Below are 17,534 nucleotides of genomic sequence, written 5' to 3'. Positions count from 1 at the left end.
GGAATGTAAATCATCCCCCCGGAACTTCAACTCACGAAGAGGTGCGCGTTACGCGCGGATCAGCGATCCGGCACCGTGATCGGTATAAAGCTCGAGCAGACAAGCGTTTGGCGCGCGACCGTCCAGAATGACCACGGCGCGTACGCCGCCGTCGATTGCATCCAGCGCGGTTTCCGTTTTTGGGATCATCCCGCCCGCAATCACACCCGATGCCGTCATCTCGCGGATCTTCGTCGGTGTCAGCTCGGTCAGAACTTCTCCATCAGCGCCTTTAACGCCTTCAACGTCGGTCAGCAGAAGCAGGCGATCCGCCTTCAGCGCTGCTGCAATCGCGCCCGCCATCGTGTCGCCGTTGATGTTGAAGGTCTCGCCGTTGCGGCCCGCGCCTAAGGGGGCGATGACCGGGATGGCCTCGGCGTTTGCAAGATCATGCAGAACCGACACATCGACGTCCGACGGCGTGCCGACAAAGCCCAGATCTGGGTTGGTTTGAACGCAGGTAACCAGTCCGGCATCCTTGCCCGACAGGCCCACGGCTTTGCCACCTTCGGCATTGATGGCTTGCACGATCCGTTTGTTCACACGGCCCGACAGCACCATCTCGACCACTTCGACCGTGGCCGCATCGGTGACACGCTTGCCGTTCACAAAACTGCTTTCGATCTGAAGCTTGTCCAGCATTGCGTTGATCATCGGCCCGCCGCCATGCACGACCACAGGCTTAACGCCCACCTGACGCATCAGAACGATGTCGCGTGCAAAGCTGGCCATTTCTTCGTCGTCACCCATGGCGTTGCCGCCAAACTTGATAACAACAGTCGCGCCGGTATAGCGCTGCAGATAGGGCAGGGCTTGTGACAATGTGCGGGCGGTGGCGATCCAATCGCGGTTCATGTTCTGGGTCTTCATCTGCTGGTCCTTCGTTCCAACCCTGTTACGCGCTTGCAAGCGACCTGCCAAGGGGCATTGCAGCGCGGGCGCAGACTGATAGGGTGCATCACGCAAGCGGATGCCAGCAATTTCCCAAACCTGACCGCGAGGCTTCAATGAGTGACGACCGCAAAACCCTGCTTCTGACCGGCGCAAGCCGAGGTATCGGACACGCCACCGTGCGCAAGTTCAACCGCGAAGGTTGGCGCGTGATTACTTGTTCGCGTCATCCCTTCCCAGACGAATGCCCCTGGGGCGGAGGCGAGGAAAACCATGTCCAGCTGGACCTGGCCGATCCGTCGGATACGATCAAGGCCGTGGGCGTCATTCGGGAACGTCTGAACGGCCGGCTTGATGCGCTGGTGAACAACGCGGGCATCTCGCCCAAAGGGCCGGAAGGTGCGCGGTTAAATACGCTCAACACCGATTTGATGGATTGGGGCAAAGTCTTTCACGTGAATTTCTTTGCCTCGGTTGTTCTGGCCCGTGGCCTTCGCGCCGAACTGGCCGCAGCCAAGGGGGCGGTCGTAAACGTGACCTCGATCGCGGGGTCACGCGTGCATCCCTTTGCGGGCGCAGCTTACGCGACCTCCAAGGCCGCGCTTGCGGCGTTGACCCGCGAAATGGCGCATGACTTCGGGCCGATGGGCGTACGCGTCAATGCCATCGCCCCGGGCGAGGTCGAAACCGCCATCTTGTCCCCCGGCACCGAAAAGATTGTCGAGAAACTGCCGCTTCAGCGTCTTGGTCAGCCCGAGGAAGTCGCCTCGGCGATCTATTTCCTGTGTTCTGACGAAAGCTCGTACATCTCGGGCGCCGAGATCGAAGTGAACGGCGCGCAGCACGTGTAGCACAGCAGTTGGTGCGGAAGCTGGTGTCGGGCAGGGAATGAAGCTGACTGCACTGAAGCAGCAGCGCGTTAATCCAGTCCCGCGATGATCGCGCGCAGTGTCTCGATCCCGTCGCCCTTTTCAGATGATGTCAGGACCAGTTCCGGATAGGCTGCTGGGTGCTTGGACAGCGCTTTGCGAACCTGCTCCAGCATCTTGGCACGGTCATTTTCCTTGACCTTGTCAGCCTTGGTCATCACCACCTGAAACGTCACGGCAGACTTGTCCAAAAGGCTCATGATCTCTTCATCAACCTTCTTCACGCCGTGGCGCGAATCGATCAGAACGAATGCCCGGCGAAGGTTCTGACGGCCTGACAGATAGTTCTTCAGAAGGCGCTGCCATTTCTCGACAATCTTCACAGGCGCATTTGCATAGCCATAACCCGGAAGGTCCACCAGATAGGGGCCACCAGTCGTGGTAAAGAAGTTGATTTCCTGCGTGCGGCCGGGTGTGTTCGATGCGCGTGCAAGCTTGACGCGGCCAGTTAACGCATTGATCAGGCTGGATTTACCAACGTTCGAGCGTCCGGCAAAGCATACCTCGATCCGGTCCGGCGCGGGCAGGCCGTCCATCGCGACGACACCTTTCAGAAAGTCGGTCGCACCTGCGAACAACAGGCGACCTTTTTCCTTCGACGCCTGATCCGGTTCTTCCGCCATGGGAAATGGAAGCATTGTCATCCGATCACCTCTATCGGTTCTTCGCGAACCACGACGCCGGGTTTGGTCACCACGGCGTACACGCCGCAATCCTGATGTCCCCAGTTCTGATTCAAGACGCCCAACGTATCTGCGTCGCGCTCGCCGGTACGGGTGCTAGCTGTTGTGGCCATGCAACGTGTGATGTGTTCGCGGACCTCAAACTCAGCCTCTCCGATGCGGATAGTTTTGCCAATCCAGCTGCGCTCTTCCCACGGTTCGAAACCTTCCAACAGGAAGTTTCCGCGCCATCGCTGCGGCGAGATCTCACGGCCCAGCTTCTCTTCCACAGCACGGTGAGAGGCGAGGTTGATGAATGAAACACTTTCGTAGTCCGTATCAGTCATGCCTCGGCCAACGGTCACCAGTTGCTCTGGCTGGGCGCGGTTGGTGGGCGACAAGGGCTTGATCCAGTTCAGGAACCTATCTTGCTCCTCGGCGCGATCCGGGTTGATCGTGATGCCGGGTTGCGACGGATGAGTCAGCGTGATCGTGTTCGTTAGCTCGTCGGTGACAGCGGATATAGCCATCAGATTGGGAGCTTTAGACCCGCGCGAAAAATTCGAGCAGGGCACCCAGCTTTTACCGTCTTCAAGTTTGGCCGCCTCATGTGCGACAGCCCATTTGCGATCGAAGGGCAAGCAATGCCCCTCGGTCACGGGAACGCGAAGCAGTTCCTCGCGCCCATGCGATTTGATCGGGTGCCGCCAGATGCCGGCGACAACCCCGGTCATTTTGCGTCTTTCGGGCTTCTCTTGAAGCCTTTCAGCACGTTCCCCAACACGTCGGGTTTGTGCCCGTGGCTGCGCATGATCGTGTATTGCTGGATGAACGTGATGGTGTTGTTCGCAATCCAGTAGACAACAAGACCCGAGGCAAAGCCGCCCAGCATGAACATGAAGACCCACGGCATCCAGGCAAAGATCATCGCCTGCGTCGCGTCGGTGGGTGCCGGGTTCAGTTTCTGCTGCAACCACATCGAGATACCCAGCAAGATCGGCAGAACACCAAGCGAGATAATGGCCAGGATGCTTTCCGGGCCAGGGGTTGCATAGGGCAGCAGGCCGAACAGGTTCAGGATCGAACTGGGATCCGGGGCCGAAAGGTCATTGATCCAACCGATCCACGGTGCGTGACGCAGTTCAAGCGTGACGAAGATCACCTTGTAGAGCGAGAAGAAGATCGGGATCTGAAGAAGGATCGGCAAACAGCCCGAGGCCGGGTTTACCTTTTCCTTCTTGTACAGCTCCATCATCTCTTGCTGGACCTTCTGGCGATCATCGCCAGCGCGTTCCTTGATCTTCTCCATCTCGGGCTGAAGCTCTTTCATCTTCGCCATGGAAACATAGGATTTATAAGCCAGCGGGAAGAGGATCGCCTTGATCACGATGGTCAGGCCGATGATTGCCCAGCCCATGTTGCCGATCAGCGCGTTCAGCCAGTGCAGCACGGCGAAGATTGGCTTGGTCAGGAAGAAGAACCAGCCCCAGTCGATCGAGTCGATGAAGTTGTAGATGCCGTCTTCTTTTTCATAGGCGCGGATGGTTTCCCATTCCTTGGCGCCAGCGAAGAAATGGGTTGTGGCGCTGGCTGTCGCACCCGGGGCAACGTCTTGTGCGCGCAGGCGGAATTGGACCTGATAGATGTCAGCTTTGTCAGCATAGCGCACGACCGAGGTGAAAGGCTCTCCGGGTTCCGGGATCAGCGTTGTCATCCAATAGTGGTCGGTGAAGCCAAGCCAGCCATTTTCTTCAACCTGTTGGACGTCGGCCAACGAAGCTTCGCGCTCGTCATAGCTAAGGTCAGCGATATCCGAATAATCGCTTTCTTCCAGTTCGCCATCAACTTGGCGGATCAGGCCCTCGTGCAGGATGAAGAAACCCTTCTGGTCCTGCGGCTCGCCGTGGCGAGCGATCACGCCATAGGGGGCCATGCGTTGGGCGGCGCTGCTGGTGTTCTCAACAGCTTGTTCGATCGAGAACATGAAGTTTTCGTCGACGGAAAGCGTGCGGCGGAAGATCAGGCCTGCCGGGCTGTCCCAGCGCAGAGTGACGGGCGTGGACGGTGTTAGCTTGGTGCCATTTTCCACGGCCCACACGGTGTTCGGACCCGGGACATCTTCCAGTGCGGTGGTACCACCCGGGGCCCATCCATAGAGCGTGTAGTAGGCGTCTTGTTCACCAGCAGGTCGCAATAGGGTGACAATGTCGCTCTCTTTCGACAGCTCAACATGGTATTCTTTCAGCTTCAGATCGTCGATACGACCACCCAGAAGCGAGATCGATCCAGCCAGCTTGGGCGTGTCGATGTCCACCCGGCCAGCTTCGGCCTGTTGTGTGGAAATATCCGCTGGGGCTGCATCCGCAGGAGCCGAAGCCGCAGGCGTAGCGGCGGTCGCTGCGTCTTGCGTCGTTTGCGCAGCCGGTTCGGCAGGCAGTGGGGGCTCGGCTGGTGGAAACACAATCAACCAGCCTGTGATGACAATAAAGCTGAGAACCGTTGCCAAGATCAGGTTCTTATTCTGGTCGTCCATCGTGCCTACCACTCATAGATTTCGGTCAAAGTGGTTCAACAGGGCAAGGGCCCAAAGGTCAAGCAGTTTATCCCGATGTCCCAAGAAATGCGGGTCTACGAACTCTCTAGGCGTGCTTTGGGATGTGGTGGATGCGATCCGAGGTGGATTTGTGATTCCTGATCCAAAGGCTGATTGCATCCATCGGCATGGGTTTTGCTACGGCATAGCCCTGCACATCTGAGCAGCCCAGTTCGCCCAATTTGGTGTATTCACCGTGGGTTTCGACCCCTTCAGCCAGCGCTCCGATTTTCAACTGCTTGGCCATCGTCAGGATGGCGGAAATCATGTTCTGTTGGTTTGTATCAGTGTCGACATGGGTGACAAAAGAGCGGTCAATCTTAATTCGATTCAGATTGAAACGCCGGATATGTGCAATCGAAGCATGGCCAGTGCCGAAATCATCCAAATCAATGTTGCAACCCATGCGTGCCAAAGCGTTGATGTTACGCGCAATGACGTCATCGTCGCTCTGCGCAATGACGCTTTCTAAGATCTCCAGCGTCAAACGCTCTGGCGACACATCAAAACGGTCCAGATCCCAGCGGATTTTTTCAAATAGTTTGGGATTGGACAGCTCCTCTGATGTCAGGTTGATCGACACGGTTGGCACCTCATGCCCCAACTGGTCCCACTTGCAGATGCTGGTCAGGCATTCGAACAGCATCACCTCGCTGAGGCGTTCCATAAGTCCGGCTTGAGCCAGTGCGGGCAGAAAGGCCGCAGGGGCAATTAAGCCCAAACTGGGGTGGTGCCAGCGTACAAGCGCTTCCATCCCCGTCAGGCGCCCAGTGCGCAGGCAGACTTGAGGTTGGAACCACGGGGTCATCTGGCCAGTTTCCAGCGCCTCGGAAAGCTCGGCTTCGGAGTGCTCTGAAGGTGCGGCCTTTGGGGCCATGCCATTGGAGAAGGCGCGAATTGAACCTGGGCCGGCGACTTGGGCGTTCTGAAGGGCGCTCTCTGCGGCATGTAAAAGCGATTCCCCCGTTGCGTCGGGTACGCGTTGGGGTAACGCAAAGCCGACACTGGCTGTCAGGTGTAGGCGCGTCTCGTCCAGATCGATGGGGGTCATTATTACCGACTGCAGTCGCGTGGCGATCTGCAGCACAACCTCGAGATCGGCACGCGTTGCACGGTCAATTACAATCCCAAATCGTCCTCGCCCCAATGAGCAAATCAGGTCAGTCACGCGCAGCATTGACCGAAGAGCTTCGCCCAGTCGCGCCTCTATCTTGTCTCGCGCATCAAACCCATAGTGGTCGGCCAGTTGCGAGAAGGCATCCACCTCCAACACCAAGCAGTTTTTTTCATTTACTTCAGGGTCATGGAAGCATGCGTCCAGCATTTTCACTAGTTTGCCGCGCATGGGTAAGCCCGTTACTGGATCGGCAGCCCATTGGTTCTTCGACGACGTGCGCGTCAGCGCGCCGCCCAGTGCAAACAATCCAGGAAACAGGATGGCAAAGAGCAAAAGGGCGGTTTCACCCCCCAACCAAGTGGCCAACAGCAATGCCGCGGGAAGGATGGCAGTGAACTGGGGGCTGGTCAGAAGGCTTCGAACAGCGCTTTTGAGGGATTTTGGACCAAAGCTGGCAGCCATGACGGGTTCCTAAACATATACACCAAACACGGCCCGGGTTGCCGGGCGCTTTGGACAAAGTAGGAACATGTGGTCAATCAGGTATTAACGTGCACCGAAAAAAAGATAAAAAATTTATCAGGAATTCCCGTCAACTTTCGAAGGGTCGCGTGTTAGTCCAGCGAAATCAAATATTTGCGGGTCCAGAAGGTGGCTGGGGCGCGTGTTCATAAGCGCCTTGAACATGATCTGACGGCGGCCAGGGAAGTTCGCCTCCCACCCGTCGATGATCTTTTTCACCTGCTGGCGCTGCAACCCATCTTGCGATCCGCACAGGTCGCAGGGAATGATCGGATAGTTCATCTGAGTGGCGAATTTCTCGCAATCAGCCTCGGCGACATGGGCCAGTGGACGATAGACGAAAAGGTCGCCTTCTTCGTTCACCAGCTTGGGCGGCATTGTCGCCAAGCGTCCTCCGTGGAAGAGGTTCATGAAGAAGGTTTCAAGAATGTCGTCGCGGTGGTGACCCAGAACCACGGCCGAGCAGCCTTCCTCGCGCGCAATGCGATAGAGGTTGCCGCGGCGCAGGCGTGAACAGAGCGAACAAAACGTCCGGCCCTGCGGGATCTTGTCCATGACGATGGAATAGGTGTCCTCGTACTCGATCCGGTTGGGCACCTGCATCTTTTCCAGAAACTCAGGAAGGACAGTGGCCGGAAAGCCAGGCTGACCTTGATCGAGGTTGCAGGCAAGGATCTCGACCGGCAAAACGCCACGCCATTTCAGCTCGTACAGCGCTGCCAGCATGGTGTAGCTGTCCTTGCCGCCCGACAGGCAGACAAGCCATTTTGCGCCGCGTTCGACCATGCCGTATTGGTCCAAAGCCTCGCGCACATTGCGCATGATGCGCTTGCGCAGCTTCTTGAACTCGGTGGTCGAGGGGGCGCCGTGAAACAGCGGGTGAATATCGTCGAGATCGTCCAACATGGGCGCGGCATAGGGGAAAATGATCCGCCGGGCAAGGGTCAGCCGCGTGGTGTGCCGTCGATGCGCCACGGCGGAAAGCGCCGGTCAAGGCCCGCGTGGAATAGACACAGAAGATTGCCAGAGGGATCGCGAAACCGCGCCTCGCGCCAACGCCAGCTCATGTCTTCTGGGGGCGTATCGAAGATGATCCCGGCGCATTTCAGCTGTTCATAGCGGTGATCGATGTCATCGACCTCGAAATACAGCGTCGGGCCGTTCACCGTTGGGGCGTCGGACAGGTGCAGCGACAGGGTCGTGCTGCCCGAAGGCAGTTCGAACCGCGCGTATTCGCCACGCGCCGAGGTGATCAGACGCAGCCCCAGCGTTTCATAGAACGTTAGGGCTGCGTCGAAATCGGTGACATTCTGAGTGATCTGGTTCAGGTCCATGGATCACAACAGGTGCTGACGCGCTGACGGCAAGCTGTCCGATGGCGCGTGCAGGTTCAGATCACGACGCATATGCGGGGTCAGATCCTCGCTGCGCAGTTTTTGCGACGGGCGTGCAAACAATGCGGCCCGGACCACGCGCCAACGGCCATGACGCTCGATCAGACCGATCAGCGCGGATTGCAGCCTGGGCCGGTGCCGGCTGCGTGGGGGAAGTGTCAAAACATGTGTCATTTCGGGGTCTCCTAGCGATATTTTGCGATCCTCGGACCTCAAGTGAACTTTAGGTCAAGAGTTATTTTTGGACCGTCCGCGTCTGGCGCTTTGGACGGCCCGAAGGATCACAGCCGCGGTTCGCGGAACGGTGGCGGAGGGTGGCCAGGCGGAAGCCCGACGTCCCGACGCAGGTGGTCGGACAGATTATCTGCCTGAGGTCGACGCACGCGCTGCGATACAAGACGCATCGCAAGCGCGCGCACCACGCGGATCGCGCCGTGATTGGCAATCAAGTCATCCAGCAGTTCGTTCAGCCGGACAGGTTCGGAATGAAAATTCGAGTCCATCATGGGTTTGTCACCGGCAGAATGCCGGTCCTTCTTTGGAGTTTTGTTTTGGTTGCAAAGAGAACTGAAATGATCCGAAACGACGGACACAATGCGACCGTGGTCTTGTGTTACATGTCAGCTATCGAGAAGCCCGGCATACGGGCTGGTTGGGGCGGTCAGGCGCGTGACGCAAAGGTCACGAGGCGTGAGTGCCCCAATAGGCCGCAACACAGGTTTGGCGGAGAGCGTTGGTATTCGTCATGTAACGCCTCCTTCTGTTTGAGCGTTGCGGATGGCGCCTGTTTAGCGCAAACAGCTCAGATCTCAAGTTTCAAGTGAAAGTTGCAACAGTCTGTGGCCGTCAGGACACGCTGACCTCAGTCATGCGTAGAGCAATCGTGCTTTTTGCCGGGCACCGGGTCGTATCCGCACGATCCCCACGGGTTGCAGCGGGCGATCCGCTTGGCCGCAATCCAGCCGCCTTTGAAGGCCCCATGCTTTTGCAGGGCTTCCAGCGCATAAGCGCTACAGGTCGGTTGATAGCGGCAGTTGAACCCAACCCAAGGGCTGAAGATCAGGCGATAGGCCCGGATCGGCAGGGACAAGATGAAGGCTGCGGGGCTCATGATTTCTTTCGCGGGGCGTGGATCTGGTCAATGGCGCGGGCAAGGTCCGCTTTCAAATCCATATAGTCACGCGACACGGTTTTTTCAGCGCGACCGATGAGCACATAGTCCCAGCCGGGTTTGCCCAGACTGGGCAGAACCTCGTGCGCGATGGCGCGCAGGCGACGTTTGGCGCGGTTGCGGACAACGGCGTTGCCAACCTTTTTTGAGCAGGTAAATCCGATGCGGATTTGATCGGGCTCGGCGTTTTCGCCGTCACGCCGTTTACGAGCCTGTAACAGAAACGCAGGCGCCGGTGCACGGCGGGCACGGGCGGCGGCCAAAAAGTCGCGCCGCTCGGTCAGGGTGATCAGTTTGCGATCATCCACGCAAACGGAAACCGCCGCAGGCCCTTCGGCCTCGGCGGTCTTCGTTTTGTCAGCATTGGGCGCAGACATGACTGCGACCCGAGCGCTTATGCGCTCAGCGACTTCCGGCCACGTGCGCGGCGGGCATTCAGGATCTTGCGACCGGCTTTGGTAGCCATGCGCGAGCGAAAGCCGTGGCGGCGTTTGCGAACCAGGTTCGAAGGTTGGTATGTGCGTTTCATCGCCCGTCTCCGTTAATGCTCCCAATCCCGGTGGATTCGGAGCGTGTGTCATTCGAAGCCCGGTCTATAGGGGGCATTCTGGGGCAAGTCAAATGCCTGATGAAATATTTTCGCCCCTTTTGTTACATCCGTACGCGATTTCTTCACCCCTGTTCAAGCAAGCGTGAGGTGGGTGGGCAAGCCGGGCGATTGCGCTCATGTTGCAATCAACCACCGCGGCCTAATCGCGAACGTGCTGTATTGACCGGAAAGACCCATGATGATGACCGACCCCGACACGAAAATGTCGAAGCCCACGCCAAACGCGCTTTTGCGTCGTTTGCCCTTGATTGCGATCCTAAGCGTGGCCGTGATCGGAGCATTTACCCTGCGCGACTATCTAAGTTTCGAGACTTTGGCGCAAAACCGCGAGGCACTTTTGGCCTTCCGGGACGCCAATTATCTGCTGACAGTGGGCGCTTTCATCGCAGCCTATGTGGTGATTGTCGGATTTTCACTGCCCGGCGCGACCATTGCGACACTGACCGGAGGGTTCCTATTTTCGACCTTCCCGGGTGTGCTGTTTAATGTGACGGCCGCCACAATCGGTGCTGTGCTGATCTTCTTGGCTGCCCGCTGGGGGCTGGGTGAAAAACTGGCCGCCAAGATGGAGGGCAGCGAGGGCGCCGTAAAGAATATCAAAGATGGGATCGACGAGAATCAGTGGTCTGTCCTGTTCCTGATCCGATTGGTCCCTGCCGTGCCCTTCTTCGTGGCGAACCTGATTCCCGCGCTGGTCGGCGTGCCGCTGCATCGTTTCGTCATCTCGACCTTCTTCGGAATTATTCCCGGGGGACTGGTCTATACATCGGTCGGCGCCGGTCTGGGCGAAGTCTTTGCCCGTGGCGAAACCCCGGATCTGGGCATCATCTTCGAGCCGCACATCCTGTTGCCCATTCTGGGGCTTGCCGCGCTGGCAGCCCTTCCGATGGTGCTGAAGCTTTTCAAGAAGGACGCCTGACATGGCTGAACGTATCAAGACGGATGTCTGTATCATCGGCGCAGGCTCGGGCGGGTTGTCTGTCGCAGCTGGGGCCGTGCAGATGGGCGCATCAGTCGTGCTGCTGGAAGGCCACAAGATGGGTGGAGACTGCCTGAACTATGGCTGTGTCCCGTCCAAGGCACTGCTCCATGCAGGCAAGTCGGCGATGGGCTGGGACGCGGCTCATGACCACGTGCGCCAGACCATCGCGACCATTGAACCTCACGACTCGGTCGAGCGGTTCGAGGGTTTGGGCGTGCGGGTGATCACCGAATACGGCCAGTTCATCTCGCCGAAAGAGGTGCAAGCGGGCGACTATGTCATCGAGGCACGGCGCTTCGTGATATCGACCGGCTCGTCGCCGCTGGTGCCGCCGATTCCGGGCATCGAGAATGTGCCTTATGAAACCAACGAGACGATCTTTGACCTGAAAACCCGTCCCGACCATCTGCTGATCATCGGCGGCGGTCCCATCGGAATGGAAATGGCGCAGGCGCACCGTCGCCTTGGCTGTGAGGTCACCGTGATTGAAGGCATGAAGGCGCTGGGCCGGGACGATCCCGAGATGGCCGCGCACGTGCTGGACGCATTGCGCGACGAAGGTATCGCCATTGAAGAAGACGCAATGGCCGCCGAAATTCGCGGCAAGGCGGGTGCGATCGAGATCGAGGCCAAGGATGGTCAGGTCTTCAAAGGTACCCATCTTCTGATGGCTGTTGGACGCAAAGCAAATACAGACAAGCTGAACCTTGAGGCTGCGGGCATTGAACCCACCCGCACAGGCATCAAGGTCGATGCCAGCCTGCGCACCACCAACAAGAAGGTCTATGCCATTGGAGACGTCGCGGGTGGGCTGCAATTTACCCATGTCGCTGGATACCATGCGGGCGTCATTATCCGTTCGATGCTGTTCGGCCTGCCGTCCAAGCAGCGAACAGATCACATCCCGTGGGCAACCTATACTGCGCCGGAACTGGCACAGATCGGCCTAACCGAAGCTGAGGCGCGCAAGACTCACGGTGACAAGCTGGAGGTTGCCCGGTTCGACTTCGCTGGGAATGACCGCGCCATTGCGACCCAGCAGACAAAGGGTCTGATCAAGGTGATGATCGTCAAGGGACGCCCAGTTGGGGTATCCATCGTTGGCCCCGGTGCGGGCGAGATGATCACCCTTTGGGCGCTGGCCATCGCCAACCGTTTGAAAATGGGGCAGATCGCTGGCATGGTCGCCCCCTATCCCACCATGGCGGAAATCAGCAAGCGGGCGGCTGGGGCCTATTTCTCGCCTCGACTTTTTGATAATCCTATGGTCAAGCGGGTGGTAGGTTTCGTGCAGAAATTTATCCCGTAACCCCAACTGACGAGGGCGCGCAGGTGTTCAATACTCTTTCCGGCCGTTTTCTGATCCTGACGACGCTGTTCGTCATGCTGGCCGAGATTTTGATCTTCGTACCGTCGGTCGCGCGCTTTCGGGCCGATTACCTGCAGGATCGTCTGGAACGGGCGCAGATCGCGTCGTTGGCGTTGCTGGCCGATGATATGATCGCACCGGAACTGGAAGCCGAACTTCTGGAAAATGCGGAGGTCTACAACGTCGTTCTGCGCCGCGATGAGATGCGCGAACTGATGTTGTCATCGCCGCCACCCGGGGCGGTCACGCACGACTATGATCTGCGCGATGCATCCGCAATGACCCTGATCGGGGATGCGATGATGCGCCTGTTCAATCCCGAACCCGAGGTGATCCGCGTCATCGGGGATCCTGTACGTGAAGGTGGTCTGGTGATCGAGATCACGATGTGGACCGCCAAACTGCGCGCCGCGATGATTGACTATGGCCTGAACATCTTACTGCTGTCGGCTGTCATTTCAGTTATTACCGCGCTTCTGCTGTTCCTTGCGGTGCAACGGCTGATCGTACGCCCGATCAAGGGCGTCGTGGGCAATATGAAGGCCTATGCCGCCGATCCCGAAGATGCGCGGCGTATTATCGCCCCCGGAACAAACGTAACTGAACTGCGCGAAGCAGAAGTCACCCTGCGTAGTCTGCAAACCGACCTGACTGGCGCGTTGAAGCAGAAAGAGCGGCTGGCGCAATTGGGTGGCGCGGTCGCCCGGATCAGCCACGACCTGCGCAATGTGTTGACCACAGCTCAGCTGTTTGCCGACCGGATGGAGACCAGCGAAGATCCAATGGTGAAGCGGGTGGTGCCGAAACTTGTGAACTCGATCACCCGCGCGGTCAGCTTGTGTGAAAACACACTGGCCTTTGGCAAGGCGGAAGAGCCCGCGCCGACGATGCACCGCTTCAATCTGGCCGAGCTGACAGCCGACATCATCGAAAGCGAGCGTCTGTCGGCGGGCGAACACGACCTGTCCTTTGCGGAAGACATTCCCGCAGGGCTGAACCTGCGCGCCGACCCCGAGCAGCTTTATCGCGTGCTCTCGAACCTTGTGCGCAACGCGCGTCAGGCGATCGTGGCGTCTGGCAAACCGGGCGAGATTGCGTTGCAGGCCAGCGAAACCGAAAGTGATTGGCAGATCCGCGTGGTGGATACCGGCCCGGGACTTCCCAAATCGTCTCGGGATCATCTGTTCCAGCCCTTTGCTGGCACCAACCGTAAGGGGGGGTCCGGTCTGGGCATGGCGATCTCGGCGGAATTGGTGCGTGGGCATGGCGGCACGCTAAAGCTGGAACGCTCCGACGACACCGGTACGGCCTTCCTGATCACCTTGCCGCGCAATATCGCAGAGTGAGCTGCGGGCAAAGAAAAGGGGCCGCTTGGGCGACCCCTTGCCTGCCGTGAGGGGAAGAAAGCTTTAGCTTTCCGGGGGCAGGATCACGCTGTCGATTACATGGATCACACCGTTCGAGGCTTCGATGTCGGCAGCGGTGACGTTGGCGCCCTGAACGGTTACGCCGGACATGGTGCCGATTTTGACCTCAGCGCCCTGCACGGTGGCGGCCATCATGCCGTCCGACAGATCGCCGGACATCACTTTGCCGGGGACCACGTGATAGGTCAGAATTGATACCAGCTTGTCTTTGTTTTCCGGCATCAGCAGCGTTTCGACTGTGCCTTCAGGCAGGGCTGCGAAAGCATCATCTGTTGGGGCGAAGACGGTGAAGGGGCCGTCGCCCTTCAGGGTGTCGACCAGACCGGCGGCCTGAACGGCGGCGACCAGTGTGGTGAAGCTGCCTGCGCCGACCGCAGTATCGACGATGTCCTTGGAATGGTCATCTGCGAAAGCCGGAGCGGCAAAGGCGGCGGCAGCGGTGACGGCGATGAATGTACGACGAAGCATGTTGATCTCCTTGTTTTCAGATACAAGGAGTACGGGGGGCTTCCGGGTCCGGATCACCGATTGTGATGACGTTTCTGTGAGGTGCGCGTGAGGCTACAGATCCAGCGCAATCTCTCCGTCCGGGTCCTTTGCACGGCTTTGGCACAGGATCATGGCGCCTTCGCGCTGGGCGTTGGACAGGACAAAGTCGCGGTGTTCGACTTCGCCTGACAGCACGCCGCATTTGCACACGCCACAGATCCCGTCCGAGCATTTGACGTCGACATGGAACCCAGCGCCGTTCAAGGCGTCTGCAGCGGTTTGATCCGCAGAGACTTCGATCTTGCGACCATCTTTCAGGCGCAAGGAGAACGGGTGGTTTTCATAGTCAGGCTGCTCGGGCACGCTGAAATACTCCAGATGCCGCGCGTCCTCGGGGATGCCTTGAGTGGCCGCGGCCTGCATCACGGCGTCCATATAACGATCCGCCCCACAGGCATAAACATGCGCGCCATCCGGGGCGTCTGTGAACACAGTATTGAAATCAGCACGGCTGCCTTCGTCCGAGAAATGCAGATGTACGCGGTCGGCCCACGGCATCGCGGCCAAGTCGTCCAGATACCCCGCATCCTTCCGGCTGCTGGCCGAGTAATGCAGTGCGAAATCCGCACCGATGGTGTGCAGACGGTGCGCGAACGCGATCATCGGGGTGATACCGATACCGCCTCCCATCAGGAAGGTCTTGGGGGCGTCCTCGACCAGTTCAAAGTGGTTGATGGGGTGCGAGACGAAGACCTTGCGGCCCTCGGTGAAGATGCGGTGCAAAAGAGCCGAGCCGCCACGCCCCTCGTCTTCGCGCAGGACGCCGATCTGATAGCGGCTGCGGTCAGCCGGATCGCCGGACATCGAATACTGCCGCAAGAAATCGGGCGAGACGAGCACATCCAGATGCGCCCCGGCGGTCCATGCGGGCAAATCCGATCCGTCCAGCGCGGACAGCTCGTATTTTGTGACGTTCGGCGTCATCTGTTCGACCTTCGACAGGGTCAGCTGCAGCACGGGGCTGTCTTGCGGGACGAAATACTTGTGGATCATCGACAGATCGCCACGTGCTTTGCGATCGCGATACTCCTTGGCCGTGATCATCGCGTCATAGGCCGCAATCCCGGCCTCGCGGTCCATCGGGAACGGATAGGGATAGGGCGGCGGGGCCAGGGGCGCGGGATAGGTCGCAAGGGTCTGATCCTCGGGCTTCAGGTCAAGCTCGCGCTGAAGACCACGACGGTTCACCGGCTCGACCGGTGCGTGATAGCCGCCATCCGGCCCCAGCTCCAAATCCCACCACCATTTCTTAACCTCGTTCAGGCCGCCATTGCCGACCGCATCATCGAGCTTCGCCAAGACAGGCGCTGCCCCCGGCAGGTTTGAAGCTGCCCAGCGGAACGGCGTCTGCGCAAACAGCCCCTCAAGGTTCCACGGGCAGGTCTTCATGCAGCGCCCACACATCGCGCCGCCCGGCTGCGTCACGCGATAGGTGGTGCATTTCTGGCTGTCCGATTTCCAGATCTCATAGCCGTTGAACATCTTCTTTGGTCCGGCTGTGATCGCGCCCGAGGGGCACTCGCGGGCGCATTTGTTGCAAGATTCGCAAAACTTCTGCAGGCCGAAATCAATTGGTCTGTCATGGGACAGCGGCATGTCCGTCGTCACCGCGCCGGATTTCAGACGCGGGCCAAGCAGGGGATGCAAAATAACCTCGCCGATGCGGCTGATTTCGCCCAATCCGGCGAGAAGCAGCAGCGGCGGTTGTAGCACCGTACCATCCATCACCGTATGGGCCTTGGCGGAATAGCCGAGGTTGCGGATCTGCTGGGCGATGACGCCTCCGATCAGCGAGAACCGCAGATAGGCGCGCATGGATTGGCTGACCGCAATCCAGTCGTCGCCGGACGCGCCCTCCATCGTTTCAAAGCCCTGATCCACGATCATCGAGATCGCGTTGTGATGGGTCGGCACGATCTCGGCCCCGGTGGCGTCGTGGCTGTACCAAACCCAGTCCGGGCAGCGGCTAGTCCCGGCCGCGTCGATCCCAAGGAAATAGCTGGCGGCGCGCAGGGCGGCGGCGTTGTTTTCCGCGTCTGTCGGTCGCGCGCCCTTCGCCACAGGACCATCTTGCAGCGGCGTAAAGACCCCAAGCGCGCGGCGCTGGGCATAGCTGGGGGCGGCTTTGCGCACATACATCCCGCCCGAGGAATGCTCGTGCAGGTGCTTGCCCATATCGCCAAACTGCGCACGGGCGAACATGTCGGATCGTTTCGGCACGCGCGCGACGTTTTCTTCGTCGATATAGGACGTGGGCTTGTCGACACGCTTCAACCGCTCGAAGGGCAGCGGGCCTTGGGCATAGTCGCGACGTACATAAGGATCGCGGTTCATGCCGGATTTGGCGCTGTCCACGCCCAGCTTCCACCGCAAACCGGTCAGGTTCGATTGCTCAGCCTCGGGGGCAAGGGGGCGGTCGGGCGTGATCTCAAGATCGGTGGTGACGACGGCAATGCCGAATTGGTCGCCGACCCACGGGGCACGTGGGCCATCCGGCGTTGCCCATGTCAGCCCGGCCTGTACGGACAGCCGAGACATCCAGACATCGCTGGCCGCACCCGTGTGGGCCTTCGCGTCGAACCCCAAAAGCCGCAGATAGTTCGCAATTACGATGGCGGTTTCCGAGGACAGAAGACAGGCGCGGTGGTCCTGCGCGTCCATGATCCAATCCGCGCCCGGCTCGTCTGCGCGGGGGGCACGGTGGTGTTCGTACAGAAAGACTATCGCGTGGCTGTGACCCGACACGGGGCGGATGCCAGCAGACAGGCTTTCCTTCAACTCGGCCATCAACGTGTCGATCCCGGCGGCCAGCGTCTGGACCTCGCGGGTGCCGAGGGCCGTGACCAGCTCCTGAATGCCGGGATTTTCGGTGGGTGTGTGGCGACGGGCATCCGCGTCCAACCGTGTGATCCCGACCATCGACGCGTCCGAGAAATAGCCAAAGGCCTTCAGGTGACGCGCGCGCTCGTCTGGATCATCGGGAATGGTCGAGCGGGTTGGATTGATCTCTCCATCCCGGATCGCGTCCAGCGCCGCCTGATAAGGGGCCATTGCGTTGACAAGGCTTTCGGGGCGGTCGGGCCGATCAAAGGACAGATGCGGATCTAGGCCGAGCTGATCCAGTCCGGGCGCCGTGTCGCAACGGCGTAGGCGTTCAAGCGGGTAGGGGCCCAGATCCACGGGCCGATTGCGGGTCGAAAACAGGCGCATGTCGGTCGTCCATTCTGCCGGAAACGCCAAAGCTGCCTTCGGTCCGGTCAGGTATATAAGGTGTTAGAA

18 protein-coding genes are annotated in these 17,534 nt (G+C 59.3%); 4 read left to right on the top strand and 14 right to left on the bottom strand.

Features of this window, described 5'->3' with window-relative positions:
• Positions 1-48: 48 nt before the first annotated feature.
• Positions 49-909, bottom strand: coding sequence for an acetylglutamate kinase (gene argB, locus ALP8811_RS11980; RefSeq protein WP_108857325.1), 861 nt, complete (start codon positions 907-909; stop codon positions 49-51).
• 137 nt (positions 910-1,046) lie between these two features.
• Between argB and ALP8811_RS11975 the strand changes: the two genes are divergently transcribed.
• Positions 1,047-1,781 carry an SDR family NAD(P)-dependent oxidoreductase gene (locus ALP8811_RS11975; protein ID WP_108857324.1) on the top strand — a complete coding sequence of 245 codons (735 nt, stop codon included), beginning with the start codon at positions 1,047-1,049 and terminating at the stop codon, positions 1,779-1,781.
• Between the two features lie 68 nt (positions 1,782-1,849).
• Here ALP8811_RS11975 and yihA read toward each other — a convergent pair whose 3' ends face one another.
• From yihA to rpmH, 11 genes are all read right to left on the bottom strand, one after another.
• A complete protein-coding gene (gene yihA / locus ALP8811_RS11970; RefSeq protein WP_108857323.1) occupies positions 1,850-2,503 on the bottom strand; it encodes a ribosome biogenesis GTP-binding protein YihA/YsxC in 654 nt (217 codons plus the stop codon).
• On the bottom strand, positions 2,500-3,255 hold the full coding sequence (locus ALP8811_RS11965; RefSeq protein WP_108857322.1) for an MOSC domain-containing protein: 756 nt from the start codon (positions 3,253-3,255) through the stop codon (positions 2,500-2,502). Before ALP8811_RS11965 ends, yihA begins: the two co-directional genes overlap by 4 nt.
• Positions 3,252-5,054 carry a membrane protein insertase YidC gene (yidC, locus tag ALP8811_RS11960; RefSeq protein WP_108857321.1) on the bottom strand — a complete coding sequence of 601 codons (1,803 nt, stop codon included), beginning with the start codon at positions 5,052-5,054 and terminating at the stop codon, positions 3,252-3,254. The genes ALP8811_RS11965 and yidC overlap by 4 nt, the downstream gene beginning before the upstream one ends.
• A 106-nt stretch (positions 5,055-5,160) precedes the next feature.
• Positions 5,161-6,693, bottom strand: coding sequence for a putative bifunctional diguanylate cyclase/phosphodiesterase (locus ALP8811_RS11955; protein ID WP_108857320.1), 1,533 nt, complete (start codon positions 6,691-6,693; stop codon positions 5,161-5,163).
• A gap of 117 nt (positions 6,694-6,810) precedes the next feature.
• Positions 6,811-7,659 (bottom strand): tRNA 2-thiocytidine(32) synthetase TtcA, encoded by an 849-nt coding sequence (ttcA, locus tag ALP8811_RS11950; RefSeq protein ID WP_108857530.1) that lies wholly within the window; start codon positions 7,657-7,659, stop codon positions 6,811-6,813.
• 38 nt (positions 7,660-7,697) lie between these two features.
• Complete coding sequence (locus ALP8811_RS11945) at positions 7,698-8,087, bottom strand: VOC family protein (protein WP_108857319.1); 390 nt, start codon at positions 8,085-8,087, stop codon at positions 7,698-7,700.
• A gap of 3 nt (positions 8,088-8,090) precedes the next feature.
• Positions 8,091-8,321: a hypothetical protein gene (locus ALP8811_RS11940; RefSeq protein ID WP_108857318.1), complete on the bottom strand. Its 231-nt coding sequence runs from the start codon at positions 8,319-8,321 to the stop codon at positions 8,091-8,093.
• A gap of 107 nt (positions 8,322-8,428) precedes the next feature.
• Positions 8,429-8,653 carry a hypothetical protein gene (locus ALP8811_RS11935; RefSeq protein ID WP_108857317.1) on the bottom strand — a complete coding sequence of 75 codons (225 nt, stop codon included), beginning with the start codon at positions 8,651-8,653 and terminating at the stop codon, positions 8,429-8,431.
• 356 nt (positions 8,654-9,009) lie between these two features.
• A complete protein-coding gene (yidD, locus tag ALP8811_RS11930) occupies positions 9,010-9,258 on the bottom strand; it encodes a membrane protein insertion efficiency factor YidD (protein WP_108857316.1) in 249 nt (82 codons plus the stop codon).
• Positions 9,255-9,695, bottom strand: a complete 441-nt coding sequence (rnpA, locus tag ALP8811_RS11925) for a ribonuclease P protein component (protein WP_108857315.1) — start codon at positions 9,693-9,695, stop codon at positions 9,255-9,257. The genes yidD and rnpA overlap by 4 nt, the downstream gene beginning before the upstream one ends.
• A 17-nt stretch (positions 9,696-9,712) precedes the next feature.
• Positions 9,713-9,847 (bottom strand): 50S ribosomal protein L34, encoded by a 135-nt coding sequence (gene rpmH / locus ALP8811_RS11920; RefSeq protein WP_048599009.1) that lies wholly within the window; start codon positions 9,845-9,847, stop codon positions 9,713-9,715.
• 262 nt (positions 9,848-10,109) lie between these two features.
• Between rpmH and ALP8811_RS11915 the strand changes: the two genes are divergently transcribed.
• From ALP8811_RS11915 to ALP8811_RS11905, 3 genes are read left to right on the top strand one after another with little or no spacing between them, the layout of a single operon-like run.
• On the top strand, positions 10,110-10,847 hold the full coding sequence (locus tag ALP8811_RS11915) for a TVP38/TMEM64 family protein (protein ID WP_245924653.1): 738 nt from the start codon (positions 10,110-10,112) through the stop codon (positions 10,845-10,847).
• Between the two features lies 1 nt (position 10,848).
• Positions 10,849-12,219: a dihydrolipoyl dehydrogenase family protein gene (locus tag ALP8811_RS11910; RefSeq protein WP_108857314.1), complete on the top strand. Its 1,371-nt coding sequence runs from the start codon at positions 10,849-10,851 to the stop codon at positions 12,217-12,219.
• 23 nt (positions 12,220-12,242) lie between these two features.
• On the top strand, positions 12,243-13,625 hold the full coding sequence (locus tag ALP8811_RS11905; protein WP_108857313.1) for a sensor histidine kinase: 1,383 nt from the start codon (positions 12,243-12,245) through the stop codon (positions 13,623-13,625).
• Between the two features lie 63 nt (positions 13,626-13,688).
• Here the strand turns inward: ALP8811_RS11905 and ALP8811_RS11900 are convergent, their stop codons facing one another.
• Positions 13,689-14,174, bottom strand: a complete 486-nt coding sequence (locus ALP8811_RS11900; RefSeq protein ID WP_108857312.1) for a fasciclin domain-containing protein — start codon at positions 14,172-14,174, stop codon at positions 13,689-13,691.
• 93 nt (positions 14,175-14,267) lie between these two features.
• Positions 14,268-17,465, bottom strand: a complete 3,198-nt coding sequence (locus tag ALP8811_RS11895; RefSeq protein WP_108857311.1) for a reductive dehalogenase — start codon at positions 17,463-17,465, stop codon at positions 14,268-14,270.
• Positions 17,466-17,534: the final 69 nt, after the last annotated feature.

Origin of the sequence: Aliiroseovarius pelagivivens (assembly GCF_900302485.1) — a bacterium.
Taxonomy (GTDB): domain Bacteria; phylum Pseudomonadota; class Alphaproteobacteria; order Rhodobacterales; family Rhodobacteraceae; genus Aliiroseovarius; species Aliiroseovarius pelagivivens.
This window is presented reverse-complemented; position numbering and strand designations above follow the sequence as displayed.

What these genes read in the sequence shown, in the direction of transcription:
- ALP8811_RS11910 (WP_108857314.1), top strand. Translation starts at nt 10,849, where the DNA reads ATGGCTGAACGTATCAAGACGGATGTCTGTATCATCGGCGCAGGCTCG.
- rnpA (WP_108857315.1), bottom strand. Translation starts at nt 9,695, where the DNA reads ATGTCTGCGCCCAATGCTGACAAAACGAAGACCGCCGAGGCCGAAGGG.
- ALP8811_RS11915 (WP_245924653.1), top strand. Translation starts at nt 10,110, where the DNA reads ATGACCGACCCCGACACGAAAATGTCGAAGCCCACGCCAAACGCGCTT.
- ALP8811_RS11955 (WP_108857320.1), bottom strand. Translation starts at nt 6,693, where the DNA reads ATGGCTGCCAGCTTTGGTCCAAAATCCCTCAAAAGCGCTGTTCGAAGC.
- rpmH (WP_048599009.1), bottom strand. Translation starts at nt 9,847, where the DNA reads ATGAAACGCACATACCAACCTTCGAACCTGGTTCGCAAACGCCGCCAC.
- ALP8811_RS11935 (WP_108857317.1), bottom strand. Translation starts at nt 8,653, where the DNA reads ATGATGGACTCGAATTTTCATTCCGAACCTGTCCGGCTGAACGAACTG.
- ALP8811_RS11965 (WP_108857322.1), bottom strand. Translation starts at nt 3,255, where the DNA reads ATGACCGGGGTTGTCGCCGGCATCTGGCGGCACCCGATCAAATCGCAT.
- ALP8811_RS11900 (WP_108857312.1), bottom strand. Translation starts at nt 14,174, where the DNA reads ATGCTTCGTCGTACATTCATCGCCGTCACCGCTGCCGCCGCCTTTGCC.
- ttcA (WP_108857530.1), bottom strand. Translation starts at nt 7,659, where the DNA reads ATGTTGGACGATCTCGACGATATTCACCCGCTGTTTCACGGCGCCCCC.
- yihA (WP_108857323.1), bottom strand. Translation starts at nt 2,503, where the DNA reads ATGACAATGCTTCCATTTCCCATGGCGGAAGAACCGGATCAGGCGTCG.
- ALP8811_RS11945 (WP_108857319.1), bottom strand. Translation starts at nt 8,087, where the DNA reads ATGGACCTGAACCAGATCACTCAGAATGTCACCGATTTCGACGCAGCC.
- ALP8811_RS11975 (WP_108857324.1), top strand. Translation starts at nt 1,047, where the DNA reads ATGAGTGACGACCGCAAAACCCTGCTTCTGACCGGCGCAAGCCGAGGT.
- yidC (WP_108857321.1), bottom strand. Translation starts at nt 5,054, where the DNA reads ATGGACGACCAGAATAAGAACCTGATCTTGGCAACGGTTCTCAGCTTT.
- ALP8811_RS11895 (WP_108857311.1), bottom strand. Translation starts at nt 17,465, where the DNA reads ATGCGCCTGTTTTCGACCCGCAATCGGCCCGTGGATCTGGGCCCCTAC.
- yidD (WP_108857316.1), bottom strand. Translation starts at nt 9,258, where the DNA reads ATGAGCCCCGCAGCCTTCATCTTGTCCCTGCCGATCCGGGCCTATCGC.
- argB (WP_108857325.1), bottom strand. Translation starts at nt 909, where the DNA reads ATGAAGACCCAGAACATGAACCGCGATTGGATCGCCACCGCCCGCACA.
- ALP8811_RS11940 (WP_108857318.1), bottom strand. Translation starts at nt 8,321, where the DNA reads ATGACACATGTTTTGACACTTCCCCCACGCAGCCGGCACCGGCCCAGG.